Annotated in this window: 19 protein-coding genes; 11 read left to right on the top strand and 8 right to left on the bottom strand. The window is 73.2% G+C overall.

Features of this window, described 5'->3' with window-relative positions; translation table 11 throughout:
* The first annotated feature begins 165 nt into the window (after positions 1-165).
* Positions 166-912: an SDR family oxidoreductase gene (locus tag IF06_RS0117700; protein ID WP_030272276.1), complete on the top strand. Its 747-nt coding sequence runs from the start codon at positions 166-168 to the stop codon at positions 910-912.
* On the opposite strand, the gene IF06_RS0117695 is transcribed toward IF06_RS0117700, so the two are convergent.
* Positions 892-1,485 carry a TetR/AcrR family transcriptional regulator gene (locus IF06_RS0117695; RefSeq protein WP_030272274.1) on the bottom strand — a complete coding sequence of 198 codons (594 nt, stop codon included), beginning with the start codon at positions 1,483-1,485 and terminating at the stop codon, positions 892-894. The genes IF06_RS0117700 and IF06_RS0117695 overlap by 21 nt on opposite strands.
* 128 nt (positions 1,486-1,613) lie before the next feature.
* On the opposite strand from IF06_RS0117695, the gene IF06_RS0117690 reads away from it, so the two are divergent.
* Positions 1,614-2,786 (top strand): macrolide family glycosyltransferase, encoded by a 1,173-nt coding sequence (locus tag IF06_RS0117690; RefSeq protein WP_420063441.1) that lies wholly within the window; start codon positions 1,614-1,616, stop codon positions 2,784-2,786.
* Between the two features lie 43 nt (positions 2,787-2,829).
* Here the strand turns inward: IF06_RS0117690 and IF06_RS0117685 are convergent, their stop codons facing one another.
* Positions 2,830-3,387 (bottom strand): DUF1062 domain-containing protein, encoded by a 558-nt coding sequence (locus IF06_RS0117685; protein WP_013476803.1) that lies wholly within the window; start codon positions 3,385-3,387, stop codon positions 2,830-2,832.
* A 312-nt stretch (positions 3,388-3,699) separates the two neighbouring features.
* Here IF06_RS0117685 and IF06_RS0117680 point away from each other — a divergent pair, with 312 nt between their 5' ends.
* Together IF06_RS0117680 and IF06_RS0117675 are read left to right on the top strand one after the other, a co-directional pair.
* Positions 3,700-4,317, top strand: coding sequence for a TetR family transcriptional regulator (locus IF06_RS0117680; RefSeq protein WP_030272272.1), 618 nt, complete (start codon positions 3,700-3,702; stop codon positions 4,315-4,317).
* Between the two features lie 62 nt (positions 4,318-4,379).
* A complete protein-coding gene (locus tag IF06_RS0117675; RefSeq protein ID WP_030272270.1) occupies positions 4,380-5,951 on the top strand; it encodes an MDR family MFS transporter in 1,572 nt (523 codons plus the stop codon).
* A gap of 66 nt (positions 5,952-6,017) precedes the next feature.
* Here the strand turns inward: IF06_RS0117675 and IF06_RS0117670 are convergent, their stop codons facing one another.
* The 3 genes from IF06_RS0117670 to IF06_RS0117660 all read right to left on the bottom strand — a co-directional run bounded on the left by IF06_RS0117670 (position 6,018) and on the right by IF06_RS0117660 (position 8,843).
* A complete protein-coding gene (locus IF06_RS0117670; RefSeq protein WP_013286318.1) occupies positions 6,018-6,326 on the bottom strand; it encodes a hypothetical protein in 309 nt (102 codons plus the stop codon).
* A gap of 143 nt (positions 6,327-6,469) precedes the next feature.
* On the bottom strand, positions 6,470-7,288 hold the full coding sequence (locus tag IF06_RS0117665; protein ID WP_030272268.1) for a TIGR04222 domain-containing membrane protein: 819 nt from the start codon (positions 7,286-7,288) through the stop codon (positions 6,470-6,472).
* 13 nt (positions 7,289-7,301) lie between these two features.
* Positions 7,302-8,843: an ArnT family glycosyltransferase gene (locus IF06_RS0117660; RefSeq protein WP_030272266.1), complete on the bottom strand. Its 1,542-nt coding sequence runs from the start codon at positions 8,841-8,843 to the stop codon at positions 7,302-7,304.
* A gap of 108 nt (positions 8,844-8,951) precedes the next feature.
* On the opposite strand from IF06_RS0117660, the gene IF06_RS0117655 reads away from it, so the two are divergent.
* The 6 genes from IF06_RS0117655 to IF06_RS0117630 all read left to right on the top strand — a co-directional run bounded on the left by IF06_RS0117655 (position 8,952) and on the right by IF06_RS0117630 (position 12,839).
* On the top strand, positions 8,952-9,440 hold the full coding sequence (locus tag IF06_RS0117655; RefSeq protein ID WP_030272264.1) for a GNAT family N-acetyltransferase: 489 nt from the start codon (positions 8,952-8,954) through the stop codon (positions 9,438-9,440).
* Positions 9,441-9,507: 67 nt separating this feature from the next.
* Positions 9,508-10,062: an isochorismatase family protein gene (locus tag IF06_RS0117650; protein WP_013286322.1), complete on the top strand. Its 555-nt coding sequence runs from the start codon at positions 9,508-9,510 to the stop codon at positions 10,060-10,062.
* 132 nt (positions 10,063-10,194) lie between these two features.
* A complete protein-coding gene (locus IF06_RS0117645) occupies positions 10,195-10,722 on the top strand; it encodes a DUF2087 domain-containing protein (protein ID WP_013286323.1) in 528 nt (175 codons plus the stop codon).
* Positions 10,719-11,228, top strand: a complete 510-nt coding sequence (locus IF06_RS0117640) for a GNAT family N-acetyltransferase (RefSeq protein ID WP_232236703.1) — start codon at positions 10,719-10,721, stop codon at positions 11,226-11,228. Before IF06_RS0117645 ends, IF06_RS0117640 begins: the two co-directional genes overlap by 4 nt.
* A gap of 74 nt (positions 11,229-11,302) precedes the next feature.
* Entirely contained in the window at positions 11,303-11,737 is a 435-nt protein-coding gene (locus IF06_RS0117635; protein WP_013286325.1) for an Hsp20/alpha crystallin family protein, read from the top strand.
* Positions 11,738-11,849: 112 nt separating this feature from the next.
* Positions 11,850-12,839, top strand: a complete 990-nt coding sequence (locus IF06_RS0117630; RefSeq protein WP_013286326.1) for a tyrosine-type recombinase/integrase — start codon at positions 11,850-11,852, stop codon at positions 12,837-12,839.
* A gap of 57 nt (positions 12,840-12,896) precedes the next feature.
* Here IF06_RS0117630 and IF06_RS0117625 read toward each other — a convergent pair whose 3' ends face one another.
* A complete protein-coding gene (locus IF06_RS0117625) occupies positions 12,897-13,268 on the bottom strand; it encodes a VOC family protein (RefSeq protein ID WP_013286327.1) in 372 nt (123 codons plus the stop codon).
* A gap of 99 nt (positions 13,269-13,367) precedes the next feature.
* Here IF06_RS0117625 and IF06_RS0117620 point away from each other — a divergent pair, with 99 nt between their 5' ends.
* Positions 13,368-13,826: a hypothetical protein gene (locus tag IF06_RS0117620; protein ID WP_013286328.1), complete on the top strand. Its 459-nt coding sequence runs from the start codon at positions 13,368-13,370 to the stop codon at positions 13,824-13,826.
* A 3-nt stretch (positions 13,827-13,829) separates the two neighbouring features.
* Here the strand turns inward: IF06_RS0117620 and IF06_RS0117615 are convergent, their stop codons facing one another.
* Together IF06_RS0117615 and IF06_RS0117610 are read right to left on the bottom strand one after the other, a co-directional pair.
* On the bottom strand, positions 13,830-14,516 hold the full coding sequence (locus IF06_RS0117615) for a thymidine kinase (protein WP_369752317.1): 687 nt from the start codon (positions 14,514-14,516) through the stop codon (positions 13,830-13,832).
* A 94-nt stretch (positions 14,517-14,610) separates the two neighbouring features.
* Positions 14,611-16,008, bottom strand: coding sequence for an MFS transporter (locus IF06_RS0117610; protein ID WP_030272259.1), 1,398 nt, complete (start codon positions 16,006-16,008; stop codon positions 14,611-14,613).
* Between the last annotated feature and the right edge of the window lie 19 nt (positions 16,009-16,027).

Here is a 16,027-nt window from a genome sequence, read left to right as displayed (position 1 = left end):
TTACCGGATTACCGGTAACACCAATTGCCTAATACGAACGGTCAAATAGGACGAATAGGTGGTGCACCATAATGACAGTTATGTGCGCGCACGCGATGCGGGAGCGCCTCGGCCCGTTTCGCCGACTACGGTGAGGCGGACGCATCCGAGAGGAGGCCGATGGCGATGCGGATCGCGGTTGCGGGAGCGACGGGCCGGATCGGGGCACTGACCGTCGCCGCGTTGGAGCGGCAGGGCCACGACGTCGTGCGCATCAGCCGCTCTCTGGGCGTGGATCTGACGACGGGCACCGGGCTGGACGAGGCGCTCGCCGGCGTGGAGGCGGTCGTCGACACGACGAACGTGGCGGCAGGCGATCGCTCCGAGACGGTGGCGTACCTGGGCGGCCTCACGCGCAACCTGCTGGCGGCCGAGCGGCGCGCCGGCGTACGGCACCACGTGCTGCTGTCGATCGTCGGCATCCACCGGGTCGACGACAACGCCCACTACGCGGGCAAGCGGGAACAGGAGCGACTGGTCGCAGGCGGGCCGGTGCCGTGGACGATCGTCCCGGCCACCCAGTTCCACGACTTCGCCGCCATGGTCACCGGCTGGACCGAACGCGACGGCGTCGCCACCGTCGCACCGCTGCTGGTGCAGCCGATCGCACCCCGGGACGTCGCCGACATCCTCGCCGAGGTCGCCGTCGGCGAACCGCGGGGACACCACGCCGACATCGCCGGACCCGCGACGGAGGATCTCGTCGACATGGCCCGGCGCACCCACGAGGCGCGGGGCCGCCGGATCCGGCTTGTTCCGACGTGGTCGGGCGTGTTCGGCACCTCGATGTCCGGCAACGTGCTGCTGCCGGGCGACGGCGCACGCATCGCGCCGACCAGCTTCGACGACTGGCTAGCCGCGGGTGCTCGTTGACGGGGTGACGGCGGCGACGACCAGGTCGACGATGCCGTCGGCGTAGTCGTCGGTCAGTGGGCCGTTGCGCAGCAGCCAGCGGTGGTAGAGCGGGCCGAACAGCAGCTCCACCACCTGGTCCAGGGGAGCGTCGGGGCGTACCTGGCCGGCCTCGCGGGCGGCCTCCAGGCGTACGCGGACGGCGTTCAGCTGGGGGCGGAGCAGCCGGTCGCGCGCCTGGTCGGCCAGCTCCTCGTCGGCGAGAGTCTCGATGGTGACGGCACGGGTGGTCGCGGACAGCCGCGGATCGGCGAACTCGGCGACAGTGGCCCGGAGCACCTCACGGAGATCGGTCCGCAGGTCACCGGTGTCGGGCAGGGCGATGACCTCCGGCATGTCGTCGGCGAGCGCGTCCAGGATGACCGCGCCCTTGCCGCGCCACCAGCGGTAGATGGTCTGCTTGCCGACTCCGGCGCGGGCGGCGATCGCCTCGACGGTCAGGGCCGGATAGCCGGTCTCGGCCAGCAGCTCCCGCGCGGCGGCGAGGATCGCGCGGCGGGACTGCTCGTTGCGGCGGGTGGGCTGCGGAGTCACAGCGACAGCCTACAGCGAGACGAGACGTACCGTCTTGACGGGCGCGGTCGCCTCGTGCTTTTCTTTGGCACGCGAGACGGGACGTCTCGTCTCAGTGGAGATCAGGAGATCACTTGCCGCACATCGCCATGGTCAGCATTCCGTTCCACGGCCACGTCAACCCGAGCCTGGAGATCATCAGTACCCTCGTGCGGCGCGGCCACCGGGTCACCTACGCCAACGATCCCGCCTTCGCCGAGGTCGTCCGGGCCACCGGCGCGGAGCTGAAGCCGTACGCCTCGACGCTGCCCGCCGACGGCGGCGCCGGCATCGACGACCCGATCGCACAGCTCACGCTCTTCCTCGACGACGCCGTCGCCATGCTGCCGCAGCTACGGACCGCCTACGCCGACGACCGGCCGGACCTGTTCCTCTACGACATCGCCGGCGCGCCGGCGCGGCTGCTCGGCGAGCAGTGGGGGATTCCGGCCGTCCAGCTGTCCTCGACGTTCGTCGCCTGGGACGGCTACGAGCAGGAGATGGCGCCCGCCGTGGAGGCGATGCGGGCAGATCCGCGCGGCGCCGACTACTACCAGCGGTTCACGGCGTGGCTGACCGCTGAGGGTTCGTCGGTCACCGACAGCATGGCGTTCCAGGGGCGGCCGGTGCGCAGCCTCGTCCTGCCGCCGGAGGCGCTCCAGCCGAACGCCGACCGCGTGGACCGGTCGGTCTACAGCTTCGTCGGCCCGGTCCTGGGCGACCGCTCCGACCAGGGCTCCTGGGTACGACCGGAGCGCGCAGACAAGGTGCTGCTCGTCTCGCTCGGCTCCGCCTTCACCCGGCAGCCCGAGTTCTACCGCCGCTGCGTCGCCGCGTTCGGTGACCTGCCCGGCTGGCACACGGTTCTCCAGATCGGCAAGCACGTCGATCCCGCCGAGCTCGGCCCCGTTCCGGACAGCGTCGAGGTGCACCGGTGGGTGCCGCAGCTGGCCGTACTGGAGCAGGCGGATGCCTTCGTCACCCATGCCGGCATGGGCGGCAGCAGCGAAGGTCTCTACTGCGGGACGCCGATGATCGCCGTACCGCAGGCGGCCGACCAGTTCGCGAACGCCGAGCAGCTGGCATCCCTAGGCGTCGCCCGGGTCGTCGACTCGGCCACCGTCACCGCCGCGGAGCTGCGCGAGACGCTGCTCGCCCTCACCGCGGACCCCGCCGTGGTGGCGCGTAGTGCCGAGCTGAAGCGGCAGGCCCGCGCCGCCGGCGGCGCCGACCGGGCCGCCGATCTGATCGAGGCCGAACTCGCCACGGCGAGCGGCGGGTGATGCGTGGTCGCGGCGGCCGGGTGCCGCCGCGACCACGCCCCGGTCAGTCCTCCGCCAGCACGGTGAAGGTGAAGGCGGTGCTCGTCGGACGCTTCAGCGGGATGTCGCACTTGACCCGGCGCAGCACCTCGGACCGGGTGAGGCCGAACCGGCGAGCGATGAGCCGGTCCGGGCGTACCGGCACCGGATCCTCGAAGGTGACGTCCACCTGGACCGGCCACCGGTCCAGCGGCACCGTGGGCGCGTCCAGCGTCCACGCGTCCGTCCAGTCCAGGGTGAAGCGGCAGCGCCGGGCGAACGCCGGATCCAGCAGTGTGGCCGCCACCAGGGCGGGATCGTTGACGTGGTGGCCGTGCAGTTCGGCGGGATCGAACGAGCTGACGGTCGCCCGCTCCCGGACGGTGAGCTTGACGGTGCGGTCGCAGGACACGCACCGGACGAGCAGCCACACGTCCAGCAGCTTGCCGTTGGCGTTGACGCGGAACCGGCCCTTGGCGGCGGTGGCCGACTCCGCCCGGCAGACGGCGCAGCGCAGCGACAGCAGCGGAAGGCGGGTCCGGCGTACGACCCAGGGCAGCACGATATGCGGTTGGGATGACATGGAGACCTGATCTCTGAAGACCTGACGCGAGGCCGATCACGCGCGGCCTCGGACGCTGTGGCCGGGCGCGCGAGGGCAGCCCGGGGAGCCGGCGCGCGACGGCCGGCTACAGGCGTGGGGAACGTGTCAGGTTCTAGAGAGCAGGAGGGGTCACGCGGAGTCGTCCTTCTTCGCTGCGACAGGAGTGCGGGAAACGTACGGGACGTCCGGAACCGCTCTCAACCCGTTTTCCGGCGCCGGTGCGGTGCGGCGCCCGTCACTTCACTCACTAAAAGTTTGCACTGTCTGCAAGATCGCTCGTAGTGTCGTCGCGTGACCCCGGATCAGAGCCGTCCCGGCCTGCGTGACCGCAAGAAGCGCCAGACCCGCGCCGCCCTCAGCGCCGCCGCGCTGCGCCTGGTCGCCGAACGCGGCCTGGACCAGGTGACGGTGGAGGAGATCAGCGAGGCCGCCGACGTGTCGGCCCGCACCTTCTTCAACTACTTCCCCAGCAAGGACGAGGCGCTGCTCGGCGACCAGCCGACCGACCGCGAGGTGCTTGCCGCCCGCATCGTCGCCGCCCCGCCGGAGCTGTCCGCGTTCGACGCGCTGCGGCTGGCCTTCGACGACGTGGTCGAGGCCGTCGAGGCCGACCGCGAGGTGTGGCTGCTGCGCCTGCGGGTGATCGCGGCGAACCCGTCGCTTCTTCCGCGGCTGATCAGCGGCAACGCCGAGACCGAGCAGGTGATCGTCGCGGCGGTGGCCGCCCGGCTGGGCGTCGACCCGTGCCACGGCCACCCGACGCTCGTCACCACTGTTGCCGGCGCGGTCTTCCGCACGGCCCTCATGCAGTGGGTCGAGCGACCCGACACGACGACGCTGCGCGAACTGACCGCCGAGGCGTTCGCCGCCGTCGCCGCCGGCCTGCCCGATCCGTACGCCTCGGCCTGAGCCGTTCCTACCGGCCGCCACCGTCGCGCGGCCGCTCGCCCGTGCACACGACAAGGAGTTCGATGACCACCGCCACTGTTCCGCCCGCCGAGACGGGTACGCGGATGTCACGCCGGGAGGTCCTCCAGGCGTTGTCCGGCCTGATGGTCGGCATGTTCGTGGCGATCCTCGCCTCGACGGTGGTGGCGAACGCGCTGCCCCGGATCATCGCCGACCTCGACGGCAGCCAGACCGTCTACACCTGGATCGTCACCAGCGAGCTTCTCGCGATGACCGCGACGGTGCCGCTGTGGGGCAAGATGGCCGACCTCTACAGCAAGAAGCTGCTCATCCAGCTTTCCCTCGGCCTGTTCGTGGCCGGTTCGCTCGTCGCCGGGTTCACCCCGAACGTCGAGGTGCTGCTGCTCAGCCGGGTCATCCAGGGCATCGGCGCGGGCGGCATGACCGCGCTCGCCACGATCGTCATGGCGGCCATGATCCCGCCGCGGGAGCTGGGCCGGTACGCCGGCATCTTCGGCGCCGTGTTCGGTGTCGGCACTATCGCCGGCCCGCTGATCGGCGGTGTCCTGGTCGACACGTCCTGGCTCGGCTGGCGCTGGTGTTTCCTGATCGGGGTGCCGTTCAGCCTGCTGTCCATCGCGCTGCTGCAGAAGACGCTGCACCTGCCGGTGGTGCGCCGCAAGGTCCGCATCGACTGGCTCGGCGCCCTCCTGATCACCTCGGGCGTGTCCACGCTGCTGATCTGGTCGTCGCTGGCGGGCAACAAGTTCGACTGGGCGTCCGGCTGGACCGCGCTGCTGGTCGGCGGCGGGCTGGCGCTGCTCGCGCTCGCCGTGTTCGTCGAGTCCCGCACCGAGGAGCCGATCATCCCGCTCGGCATCTTCCGTAACCGCACCGTCAGTCTCACCACGATCGCGAGCATCCTCGTGGGCGTGGCGATGTTCGGCGGCACCGTGTTCCTGTCGCAGTACTTCCAGACCTCGCTGGGCAAGTCGCCGACCGCGGCCGGCCTGATGAGCCTGCCGATGGTCCTCGGCCTGCTGGTCTCCTCGACGGTGGCGGGTCAGCTGATCACCAAGTACGGCCGCTGGAAGATGTTCCTGGTCGCCGGCGCCGCGGTGATGACGGTCGGCATGCTGCTGCTGAGCACCATCGACGCGAACACCAGCGTGCCGGTGCTGTCGGTGCACATGGCGGTGCTGGGTGTCGGCGTCGGCATGCTCCTGCAGAACCTGGTGCTGGCCGCGCAGAACGACGTGCCGGCCGCCGAACTCGGCGCGGCCACCTCGGTGCTGACGTTCTTCCGCAGCATGGGCGGCGCGGTCGGCGTCAGCGCGCTCGGCGCGGTCCTGGCGAACCGGGTGACCTCGCTGACCGTGGAGCGGCTGGGGCCGATCGCGGCCGGCGGCGGTTCGGCCGAGGTGCCGGACCTGTCCGCCCTGCCGGAGCCGGTGCTGCGGATCGTGCAGGACGTCTACGGCATCGCCACGTCGGAGATGTTCCTCATCGGCGCGCCGTTCGCGCTGCTCGCCCTGATCGTCGTGCTGTTCATCAAGGAGAAGCCGCTGAACACGCTCAGCGGCGACGAGCGCCGGGCCCGCGAGGAGGCGGCTGCCGCCGCCGGCATGCACTGACCGCGTCCGGTCGAGCGTGAAGGGCCGCCCCCGGGAACACCGGGGGCGGCCCTTCCTCGCGTACGGTCAGCGTTCGGTGCGGTCGTTGATCTCCGTGCCGGACTCGCCGGGCATGGCGCCGATCGACTCCTCGGCGGCCCGGCCGCCGGTGCTCTCGTCGCCCTGCTTCAGCGAGCTGCGGGGCAGCCCGGCCAGGTGGGCCGGGTCCTCGATCGGCTGGGGCGGCCACTGGTCCTGCGTACCGTCGGTCACCCCGGCGCGGCGCAGCGCCTCGACCAGTTGGTCCGGCGACAGGCGGTCGACCTCCTGTATCCCGGCCCCGCGCGCAATCGCCTGCAGTGTCTTCAGGTCTTCGCTCACGAATGTCTCGGCCATGCCCGAGCCTTCCCGGCGCTCAAGACAAGGAAACCCGGCCGGCGCCCCGGCCTGCCTGCCCTCCGTCGATCATGACGTTGTGCCGGGCAAACCGGACACGGAACGCCGTCAACCTCATGATCGACCCGAAATGAGAGGTCTGGTCAGCGGCGGGCGGGTTTGCGGTCGGGGCGCGGGCGGTCCCGTTCCGGGTCGACGCCCACCTGCACGGCGAACGCCGGGTCCACGGCGAGCAGCGGCCGGGGGCCGAACAGGGCCATCCCGGTCAGCAGCGTGTCGGTGTCCCGGCCCTGCCAACCCGGGCGGCGCTCCGGGTCCAGGTCGGCGTGCTCGCGGCGCAGCCGCCGCAGCAACCGGCGGGCGGCGGCGCCGGTCTCCGGCACCTCGGTCAGCCACCAGCCACCCAGCGCGGTGGCCAGGCAGCACAGCAGCAGCCCGGCGACCGAGGCCGGGCCGCCCGCCGAGCGCCCCTCGACCGCGCTGTCCACCAGCCGGGTCAGTCCGACCGCGGCGACCGCGAACAGCGGCACCGTGCCCAGCGCGATCCGCCGCCGCTGCCCGGGGGTGAGCAGCCAGCCGTCGCGGACCAGCCGCCCGACCGTACGGCGCAGCGCCCGGCCCACTGCGGGATCGGCGAGCACCGCCGCCCAGGTCTGCGGGCGGCGCAGCGCGGTGTGCAGGGCGCGCACCAGCGCGGGGGCACCGGCCGGGGGCGGCCCCTGCGCGTGCAGGGTGGCGAGTTCGCCGACGTCGACCCCGCCCGCGCGGCGCAGCGCGGCCACCCCGACCTGGCAGGCCAGCAGCGCCCGGTCGGTCAGGTACGCCAGCTCGACCCGGTCGGGTGTCGCACCGCGGGTACGGCGGCCGGTCAGTTCGCGTACCGCCACGGCGATCACGACTGCCACGGCGACCGCGCCGAGGTAGTCGAGGAGGAAGATCGGCCCGCTGACTCCCCAGAGCATGGCGGCAAGTATCTCAGGAGCCGTGGCGTACCTCGGTGTCCCAGATCTGTGACCACGGACGCCGCAGGCCCCGGGCGAGGAAGATCGGCTCGCCGTTCTCGTCGTTGTCGACGTCGGCCCGCTGGTCGACCCGGCCCACCTCGGTGACCTCGGTGAACCAGGCACGCAGCGGCTCCGGCCGGGACCAGCCGACGACGATCACCACGTCGGCGTCGTCGGGCGGCCGGCCGAACGTGGCCATGCTGTTGTGCCCGGAGTACGCGCGGGGCAGGCCCCGGGCCGGACCGTAGCGGGCCAGCGCCCCGGCCTCGCCGTAGTTACCGGTCAGCACCACGGCCCGGTCGCGCTCGGCCGGCGGCAGCGCGCGGTGCACGGCGGCCACCGAGTCGGCGAACTCGGGCCAGCCGATGGTCTCGCCCGCGTCGTAGTTGACAGCGACCACGAACCCGGGCAGCCGGTCGGCCGGCAGCGTGGGCAGCAGCAGCACCGCGCTGCTCGCCGCCATCAGCACGGCGGCTGTGACCAGCAGCGCCTGCCGGCCCCGGGCCGCGCCCCGCTGCGCCCACGCGACGACCGGCACCACCCCGGCGGCGGTGAGCACCAGCAGCAGCGGCGCGTCGTAGTAGCCCTTGCCACCGGCCACCACCACGATCGCGACCACCACCAGCCACGCCCAGGCCAGCGACCGGTACGCCGCCCAGGACGGTCGGCGCAGCAGCGCCACCAGCCCGGCTACCCACACCGGAACCGCGAACGGGCTGATGATCAGGAACTGGAGCACCACCGCGTCGATCCGGCCGCTGTAGGAGCTGTCGCCGTCGGCGATCGACGCGGCGACGTCGAGCTGCGGGAAGCCGTGCGCGGCCTGCCACACCGCGTACGGCACGGCGAGCAGCGCGGCGATTCCCGCACCGGCGAGCACCCACCGGTCCCGCAGCAGCCGGCGCGGCCCGACGATCAGCAGACCCGCGACCAGGCCCACGCCGAGAAGCGCGGGCAGCGGCTTGTTGAGCAGGCCGACGCCGAGCGCGAGCCCGGCGCCGAGCGCCCACCGGGTGTCGCCGGTGCGCAGCATCCGCACCACGCACAGCGCGGCGGCCAGCCACACCAGCAGGTCGACGCTCGTGGTGCTGAGCAGGTGACCGCCGGCCAGCACGATGCCCGAGGCGGCGGCGAGCACCGCCGCGGCCGTCTGGGCGACGCGGCCGGCACCGAACTGCCGGGCGATCGCGGCGACCAGGACCACCGCCGCGCCGCCGATGAACGCCGACGGGGTACGCAGCACCACCAGGTTGCCCGGCGCGATCGTGTCGGCCAGCCGCGCCAGGGCCGGCACGAGAGGCCCCTGGTCGACGTAGCCCCAGTCGAGCTGCCGGCCGCACAGCAGGAAGTACAGCTCGTCGCGGTGGTAGCCGTAGCGGGCGGCCAGCGACAGCAGCACGACGGTGAGGACCGCGCCCACCACCAGGGGCGCGGCGGTACGCGGACCGGCGGGCGGCGGGCCACCGGATGCGGCGGCCTCGCTCCGATCGATGTCGGCGACTGATTCGGCCACCCGTCCATGATGGCCCCGGGGGGTGGTCCGCCGATGCCCCGCCGCCCTCGGCCGGGTGGACGGAAACCGGTGGCCGGACGGCCGGGGCGGCGGCTAGCGTGCGCGCCGATGCTGATTCGTGACTACACCGACGCCGACTGGGCCCAGGTCCGGCCGATCCTCGCCGAGATCATCACCGCCGCCGACACGTTCCCGTACGACCCGCGGTGGCCGCCGGAGACGGTGCGCGAGGTGTGGGTGGAGCGCCCGCCGGGGCGTACCTCGGTCGCGGTGGACCGCGACGGCGCGGTGCGCGGCACCGCGAAGATGGGCCCGAACCGGCCCGGGCCGGGGTCGCACGTGGCGACGGCGAGTTTCATGGTCGCGGCGGACGCTCGCGGCCGGGGTGTGGGCCGAGCGCTGTGCGAGGAGGCCCTGGACTGGGCCCGGCGGCAGGGTTTCGCCGCGATGCAGTTCAACGCCGTGGTGGAGACCAACACGGCGGCGGTGGAACTGTACCGGCGGCTCGGCTTCACGGTGATCGGCACCGTGCCGGAGGCGTTCGCGCACCCGGAGCGGGGACGGGTCGGGCTGCACGTGATGCACCGGCGGCTGTGAGCGCGGCCCGGGAGTGTCGGTGGCCGGGGCTAGGTTGACCGGGACCGTCACCACCCGAGGAGTCGCCATGACCACGCTCACCGGCCGTCCGCACACCGCGTTGCTCGTCGTCGACGTGCAAAACGGTGTGGTGGGCGGCGCCCACGACCGTGACCGCGTGGTCGCCACCATCGCCGGTCTGGTCGACCGGGCCCGCGACGCCGCCGTCCCGGTGGTGTGGGTGCAGCACCGCAGCGACGACCTGCCGCCCGACAGTGAGCAGTGGCGGATCGTGCCGGAGCTGTCGCGCCGCGACGACGAGCCGCTGGTGCACAAGGCGTACGGCGACTCCTTCGAGGACACCGACCTGGAGCCGGTGCTCGCCGCCGCCGGGGTGGGCCGGCTGGTCGTGACCGGCGCGCAGACCGACGCGTGCATCAGGTCGACGCTGCACGGGGCGTTCACCCGCGGCTACGACGCCACGCTCGTCGCCGACGCGCACACCACCGAGGACCTGTCCGCCTACGGCGCGCCGCCGCCCGCGCAGGTGATCGCCCACACCAACCTCTACTGGAGTTTCCAGACCGCTCCGGGGCGCACCGCCGGCACCGTCGAGGCCGCCGAGGTGGACTTCGCGGCCTGACCTGCCGGGACGCACCGGTCGCGCCGGTCGGTGTCGGGGACCGGCCGGGCCGCCGTCCGCCGTGGCGACCCGGGAAGCGGCGGCCGGAAAACGCCTCGCCGGATCCGGCGGGTTGCTGACAGGCTGCCCGCCATGACCGCTCAAGCCCTCGCCGGGGCGCTCGCCGACGAGCGCCGCCGGACCGTGTTCGCCGCGATCGTGCTGGGCGCCCGGGACGTGCCGGCCGTGGTGGCCCGTACCGGCCTGCCCGCCCGCGACGCCGCAGTGGCCGTCCGCCGTCTCACCGACGCCGGGGTGCTCACCGACGACGGGGACGGGCTGCGGGTCGACGCCGGGCGGCTGCGCGAGTTCGCGCGGGCCGGTGCGGCATCCCCGGCGGCGCCGGCCGCGAATCCGCGCGAGACGATCCTGCGCACGTTCCTGCGCGACGGCGCGCTGACCCGGCTGCCCGCGCAGCGGGGGCGCCGCCGCGTGCTGCTGGAGCACATCACCGAACGCACCTTCGAACCCGGGCGGCGCTACCCGGAACGGGAGGTGGACGACGCGCTGCGCCGCTGGTGCGAGGGCGGCGACGCCGACCACGTGACGCTGCGCCGCTACCTGATCGACGACATGCTGCTCACCCGCGAGCAGGGCGTCTACTGGCGGACCGGCCCGTGACGGGCTGGAGCACGCAGGTCGTGCGCCCGGACGGGCCGGACGCGGCGCTGATGCTGCGCGAGTACATGGCGGAGATGGTGCGCCGCTGGTACGGCCGTCCGGAGCGGCCCGGCGAGGTGGACGCCGCGCTGGCCGAGGACCCGAGCGACGACCTGGCCCCTCCCATCGGGCTGCTGGTGCTCGCCCGCCGCGACGGCCGGCTCGCCGGGTGCGCCGGGCTGAGGTGGCAGCCGGGATGGGCCGAGCTGACCCGGGTGTACGTGCGCCCGGAGCACCGGGGCACCGGGGGCGGGGCGGCGCTGATCGCCGCGATCGAGGCGTACGCGACCGGCGGCGGGGCGACGCGGATCCGGCTGGACACCCGCTCGGACCTGGTCGAGGCGCGTGCCCTGTACGCCCGGCACGGCTACCGGGAGATCCCCGCGTTCACCAGCGGCCCGTACGCCCAGCACTGGTTCGAGAAGGCGCTCGCGGGACGAGTTGACGACGCGGCGCAGGCGCGCTAAAACAGAACCAGGAACGTGAGTCACCCGGACTCAACTTGAGACCTTGGGTCAGGAGAACCGAGGAGGCAAGAGTCATGTTGATGCGTACCGACCCGTTCCGCGAGATCGACCGGATCGCCGAGCAGTTCTTCGGCACCACCGCCCGGCCCGCCGTGATGCACCTCGACGCGTACCGCGACGGTGACCACTTCTACGCGGCGTTCGACCTGCCCGGCGTGGACCCGGACAGCATCGACTGCACCGTCGAGCGCAACGTGCTGACCGTCCGCGCCGAGCGCCGCCGTCCCACCGGCGAGAACGTCGAACTGGTCGCCGCCGAGCGCCCGATGGGCACGTTCACCCGGCAGCTGTTCCTGGGCGACACGCTCGACACCGACCGGCTGGAGGCCGGCTACGACAACGGCGTGCTGACGCTGCGCATCCCGATCGCCGAGCGCGCCAAGCCGCGCCGGATCACTGTGAGCACGCCCGCCGAGAGCAACGGCCACCGTCAGCTCACCACCGCCTGAGCACGTCACGCCCGAAGCGGGGGAGGCCGGAGCGCCGGCCGACCCCCTTCGGCGTACCGGCGGTCAGCGCGCCTCGTCGCCAAACACCCCGCCGGCTGAGAACCTTTCTCACATGCTTCGCCCCGAGGTGCTGCCCCGCGCCCGCCCCGCCGCCCTGCCCGCCGGCCCGGCCGACGTCACCGAGGCGTGGCTGCGCAACCGGCGGCTGTCCGAGCACACCCGCGACGCGTACCGCCGCGACGTCACCGGATGGCTGACCTGGTGCGCCGAACAGGCAGTCGACCCGCTGCGGGCCACCTTCCTCGACGTCAACACCTACGGCCGGGAACTGGAGTCCACACCCCGCGGCCGCGCCGGCCGTCCGCTCACCCCGGCCACCGTCGCGCGGCGGCTGTCCGCGCTGTCGAGCTGGTACGACTTCCTGGTCAAGCTGGGCGCGGTGCCCGCCAACCCGGTGTCGGCGGCGGACCGGCCGCGCGTCGACCGGGACCACTCCGCCACCGTCGGCCTGACCCCCGACGAGGTGGACGCGCTGATCGCCGCCGCCGAGGCCGACACCGGCCCGGCCGCCGCCCGCAACCGGGCCGCCGTCGCGCTGCTGGCCGACCTGGGGCTGCGGGTGGGGGAACTGGTCGCGCTGGACGTGTCCGACCTGGGCACGGAGCGCGGTCACCGCAGCATCCGCTTCGTCGGCAAGGGCGGCAAGGTACGCCGGCGCGCGCTCACCCCGGGCACCGCGTACGCGGTCGACGCCTACCTGGCCGTACGGGCCGCCGCGCAGGGTGTCACCGTGCCGGAGCTGACCGGTCCGCTGCTGGTCACCGCCACCGGCGGCCGGTTGGACCGGCACGCCGTGTTCCGGCTGGTGCGCCGCCTCGCGCAGCGGGCCGGGATCGCCGCGTGGGCGAAGTTGTCGCCGCACTCGCTGCGTCACGCGTTCGCCACCACGGCCCGCTCCGAGGGGGTGCCGCTGGAGGACGTGCAGGACGCGATGGGGCACGCCGATCCGCGTACCACCCGCCGCTACGACCGGGACCGGCACAACCTGGACCGGGATCCGGCGTACGCGATCTGGGCGGCGCGGGCCCGCCGCCGCGGCTGACCGCCACCAGCCGCGCAGCGGGCCGCGGAGCACTGCGGCCGGCTGCGCGCCGACCGGTCAGCCCTGGGGGCGGGGGCAGAGGCAGAACGGCTGCCCGATCGGGTCGAGCAGCACGGTCCACCGCTCGCCGCCGGGCTGGAACTCGGGCCGGGTCGCGCCGGCCGCCACCAGGTCCTTCTCCGCGACCGCCACGTCGTCGACGTAGAGGTCCAGGTGGTAACGCTTGTCGCCGCTCTCGTCCGGCCACGCCGGCGGCGTGTAGCCGGGCACCAGGCCGAACCCGATCGCCGGGCCGTCCTTGACGATCATGGCGTACTCGGCCTCGCTGTGGGTTATCTCCCATCCCAGCGCCTTGGCGTAGAAAGCGGCGTGCGCGGCCGGGTCGGAGCTGTCGATACTGATCATGGCGATGTCGGCATGAGCTGTCATGCGGACAGTCTGCCGCCGATGCCCGCCGTTTGCTGTCCGGTACGAGCGCGCGTCGCAACCGGCTGCGCGTCACCGTCCGGTTGCCTACCGTCGACAGTGATGGGCAGGCAGCGGGAGTGGCACCACACGGCCCGGCGTCGCCGCCCGCTACGCGCGGGCGTGCTGATCGCCGGTCTCGGCGTGGGCACCTGCCTGATCGGGGTGGCCGGGCTCGCGGCGTGGAACGCGCAGGTGGTGTTCCAGGCCGACGGGCCGGTGCGGGAGACCGCCGACGGGTTCTTCCGCGACGTCGCGGCCGGTGACACCGACGCGGCGTACGAGCGGCTGTGCGCCGAGGCCCGGGGCAGGTGGAGCAAGTCGGGCTTCGGCAGTTGGGTGCGGACTCCTCCGCAGGTCAGCGGCTACGAGATCGTCGACGTGTCGGTGGCGACCCGATCGGGCCGGCCGCGCGGCACGGTGCTCGTGCGGATCAACCGGGACGGCGGCGGCAGCGAGGAGCGGGAGCTGCCTGTGGTGCCGGAGGGCGGCGGCTGGCGGGTGTGCGGAGATCCGTTCTGACGCTCAGGCACGCGGGCCGAGGTCCCCGGAGCGGTAGTGGCGCCGGCACAGCACCTGGTAGCGCACGTCGGCGGTGTCCACGGTGTCGCCGATGACGACCTGCGCGCCCTCGCGGACCACCCGGCCGCCGACCACGCGGGCGTTGAGCAGCCCCTCCCGGCCGCACCAGCACAGCACCTCGACCTGGATGCGGGCCACCTCGTCGGCCAGTTCGAACAGCCGCTGCGCCGCGGGGAACAGGCAGGAGCGGAAGTCGGTCGCCAGGCCGAAGGCGTAGACGTCGACGTCGAACCGGTCGACCAGCTCGGCCATCTGCTCGATGTGTTCGAGGTTGTAGAACGAGGCCTCGTCGCAGATCAGGTAGTCCACGCGTACCCCCTCGGCCCACGCGTCGCGGACCAGGACGCGCAGGTCGAGGTCGTCGGTGACCTCGACGGCCTCGTGGGCCAGGCCGATGCGGGTGGTGACCTGCGGGCCCAGCGAGCGGTCGATGCGGGTGGTGACCAGGCCGCGGCGGCCCTGCCGGGCGTGGTTGTGGTTCATCTGCAACGCCATGGTGGACTTGCCGCAGTCCATCGGCCCCCAGAAGAACTTGAGCGCGGCGGCGTGCAGCGGCCGGCCGTCGACGCCGCGGGCGGCGGCGCAGCCGGCGGCCCGGTCGTCGCCGGGCCCCGGCAGGGGGCGGGCCAGGCAGGTGGGGGCGGCGTCGTCGGTCACGTCGGGGCAGCCTAGTCCATCGACGCCGCCTGATCAGGCCCCCGATGATCCACGGGGGCGCGGCGGGTCAGAGCACCCGGGGCGGGGTGTTCCCGGCGGCGATGATGGCCCGGCGCATCGGCACGGCGGCCAGCAGCGCGAAGCCGACCACGAAGAAGATCAGCAGCGACACCAGGCCCACCCGGTACGACGAGGTCAGCTGGAAGACCAGGCCGAACGCCAGCGGGCCGAGCCAGCTGGTGCCCTTGTCGCTGATCTCGTAGAAGCCGTAGTACTCGCCCTCCTTGCCGGCCGGGATGAGCTGGCTGAACAGCGACCGGCTCAGCGCCTGGCTGCCGCCGAGCACCAGGCCGATGCAGCCGCCGAGGATCATGAACGGCACGGGCGCCTCGGCCGGCAGCCGGAACGCGGCGATGATCACACCGGTCCAGAGCACCAGCGACAGCAGCACGGTCTTCCAGGCACCGATGCGTTTGGCGAGCGCGCCGAGGGCGAGCGCGCCGCCGAAGGCGAGGAACTGCACCAGCAGGATCGTCACGATCAGCGTGCTCTGCTCCAGCCGCAGCTCCTCGGTGCCGTACTGGCTGGCGAGGGTGATGACGGTCTGGATGCCGTCGTTGAAGACCAGGAACGCGAGCAGGAAGTACAGCGTCAGCGGGTACGTCTTGATCTCCCGCAGGGTGCGCCCGAGCTGCCGGAACCCGTCGGTGAGCACGTTGACGCCGCGGCCGCCCCGGCGGGCCGCCTCGGTCGGGTGCTCCCGCAGCCAGCGCAGCGGCACCAGGGTGAACGCGGCCCACCACACGCCTGCGGACACGATCGACCAGCGGGCCAGGTCCAGCGTGCGCTGGGCGTTGCCCTCCTCGCTGAGCATGGTGACCGCGACCAGGTTCAGCGCGAGCAGCAGGCCGCCGCCGAGGTAGCCGATGGCCCAGCCGCGGCTGGAGATGCCGTCGCGCTCGTCGGGACCGCCGAGTTGCGGCAGGAACGAGTTGTAGACGACCACGGCGGCGCCGAAGGAGATGTTCGCGATCAGGAACAGCGCGCCGCCGAGCAGGTAGCGCTCGCCGGTGACGAACGCGAACGCGATGGTCGCGCCGGCGCCGGTGAACGCCGCGGCGGCGAGCAGCCGCTTCTTGTGCGCCGACCGGTCGGCGATCGCGCCGATCACCGGCAGCACGAACACGGTGAGGAAGACCGACAGCGAGATCAGGTACGGGTAGAACGAGCCGGCGGCGACCTTGATGCCCAGCGGGTACACCGCGCCGTCGCAGCTGTCCGCGCCCAGCTCGCAACCGGCGGCGAGTTCGGTGACCGTGGTGAGGAACGGCCCGAGGAAGACCGTGATGACTGTGGTCTGGAACGCGGAGTTCGCCCAGTCGTAGAAGTACCAGCCGGTGCGCTCGCGGCGGGTGCTGCCCGGTCCGGCGGGGTCGGCGACGGCGGGGGTGACCGTATCGGCCATCGGGGGTCGTCCTCGGGGG

The sequence above is a fragment of the Micromonospora globosa genome, from assembly GCF_000717585.1.
In the GTDB taxonomy this organism is placed as follows: domain Bacteria; phylum Actinomycetota; class Actinomycetes; order Mycobacteriales; family Micromonosporaceae; genus Micromonospora; species Micromonospora aurantiaca.
The sequence above is the reverse complement of the archived record's forward strand: the minus strand, read 5'-3'. Positions and strand labels throughout refer to the sequence as shown.

Excerpts from the sequence above, each read along its gene's own strand:
- IF06_RS0117670 (WP_013286318.1), bottom strand. The coding sequence starts at position 6,326 with ATGGCCGAGACATTCGTGAGCGAAGACCTGAAGACACTGCAGGCGATT.
- IF06_RS0117610 (WP_030272259.1), bottom strand. The coding sequence starts at position 16,008 with ATGGCCGATACGGTCACCCCCGCCGTCGCCGACCCCGCCGGACCGGGC.
- IF06_RS0117665 (WP_030272268.1), bottom strand. The coding sequence starts at position 7,288 with ATGCTCTGGGGAGTCAGCGGGCCGATCTTCCTCCTCGACTACCTCGGC.
- IF06_RS0117655 (WP_030272264.1), top strand. The coding sequence starts at position 8,952 with ATGCTGATTCGTGACTACACCGACGCCGACTGGGCCCAGGTCCGGCCG.
- IF06_RS0117620 (WP_013286328.1), top strand. The coding sequence starts at position 13,368 with ATGGGCAGGCAGCGGGAGTGGCACCACACGGCCCGGCGTCGCCGCCCG.
- IF06_RS0117700 (WP_030272276.1), top strand. The coding sequence starts at position 166 with ATGCGGATCGCGGTTGCGGGAGCGACGGGCCGGATCGGGGCACTGACC.
- IF06_RS0117645 (WP_013286323.1), top strand. The coding sequence starts at position 10,195 with ATGACCGCTCAAGCCCTCGCCGGGGCGCTCGCCGACGAGCGCCGCCGG.
- IF06_RS0117685 (WP_013476803.1), bottom strand. The coding sequence starts at position 3,387 with ATGTCATCCCAACCGCATATCGTGCTGCCCTGGGTCGTACGCCGGACC.
- IF06_RS0117690 (WP_420063441.1), top strand. The coding sequence starts at position 1,614 with ATGGTCAGCATTCCGTTCCACGGCCACGTCAACCCGAGCCTGGAGATC.
- IF06_RS0117625 (WP_013286327.1), bottom strand. The coding sequence starts at position 13,268 with ATGACAGCTCATGCCGACATCGCCATGATCAGTATCGACAGCTCCGAC.
- IF06_RS0117630 (WP_013286326.1), top strand. The coding sequence starts at position 11,850 with ATGCTTCGCCCCGAGGTGCTGCCCCGCGCCCGCCCCGCCGCCCTGCCC.
- IF06_RS0117635 (WP_013286325.1), top strand. The coding sequence starts at position 11,303 with ATGTTGATGCGTACCGACCCGTTCCGCGAGATCGACCGGATCGCCGAG.
- IF06_RS0117675 (WP_030272270.1), top strand. The coding sequence starts at position 4,380 with ATGACCACCGCCACTGTTCCGCCCGCCGAGACGGGTACGCGGATGTCA.
- IF06_RS0117650 (WP_013286322.1), top strand. The coding sequence starts at position 9,508 with ATGACCACGCTCACCGGCCGTCCGCACACCGCGTTGCTCGTCGTCGAC.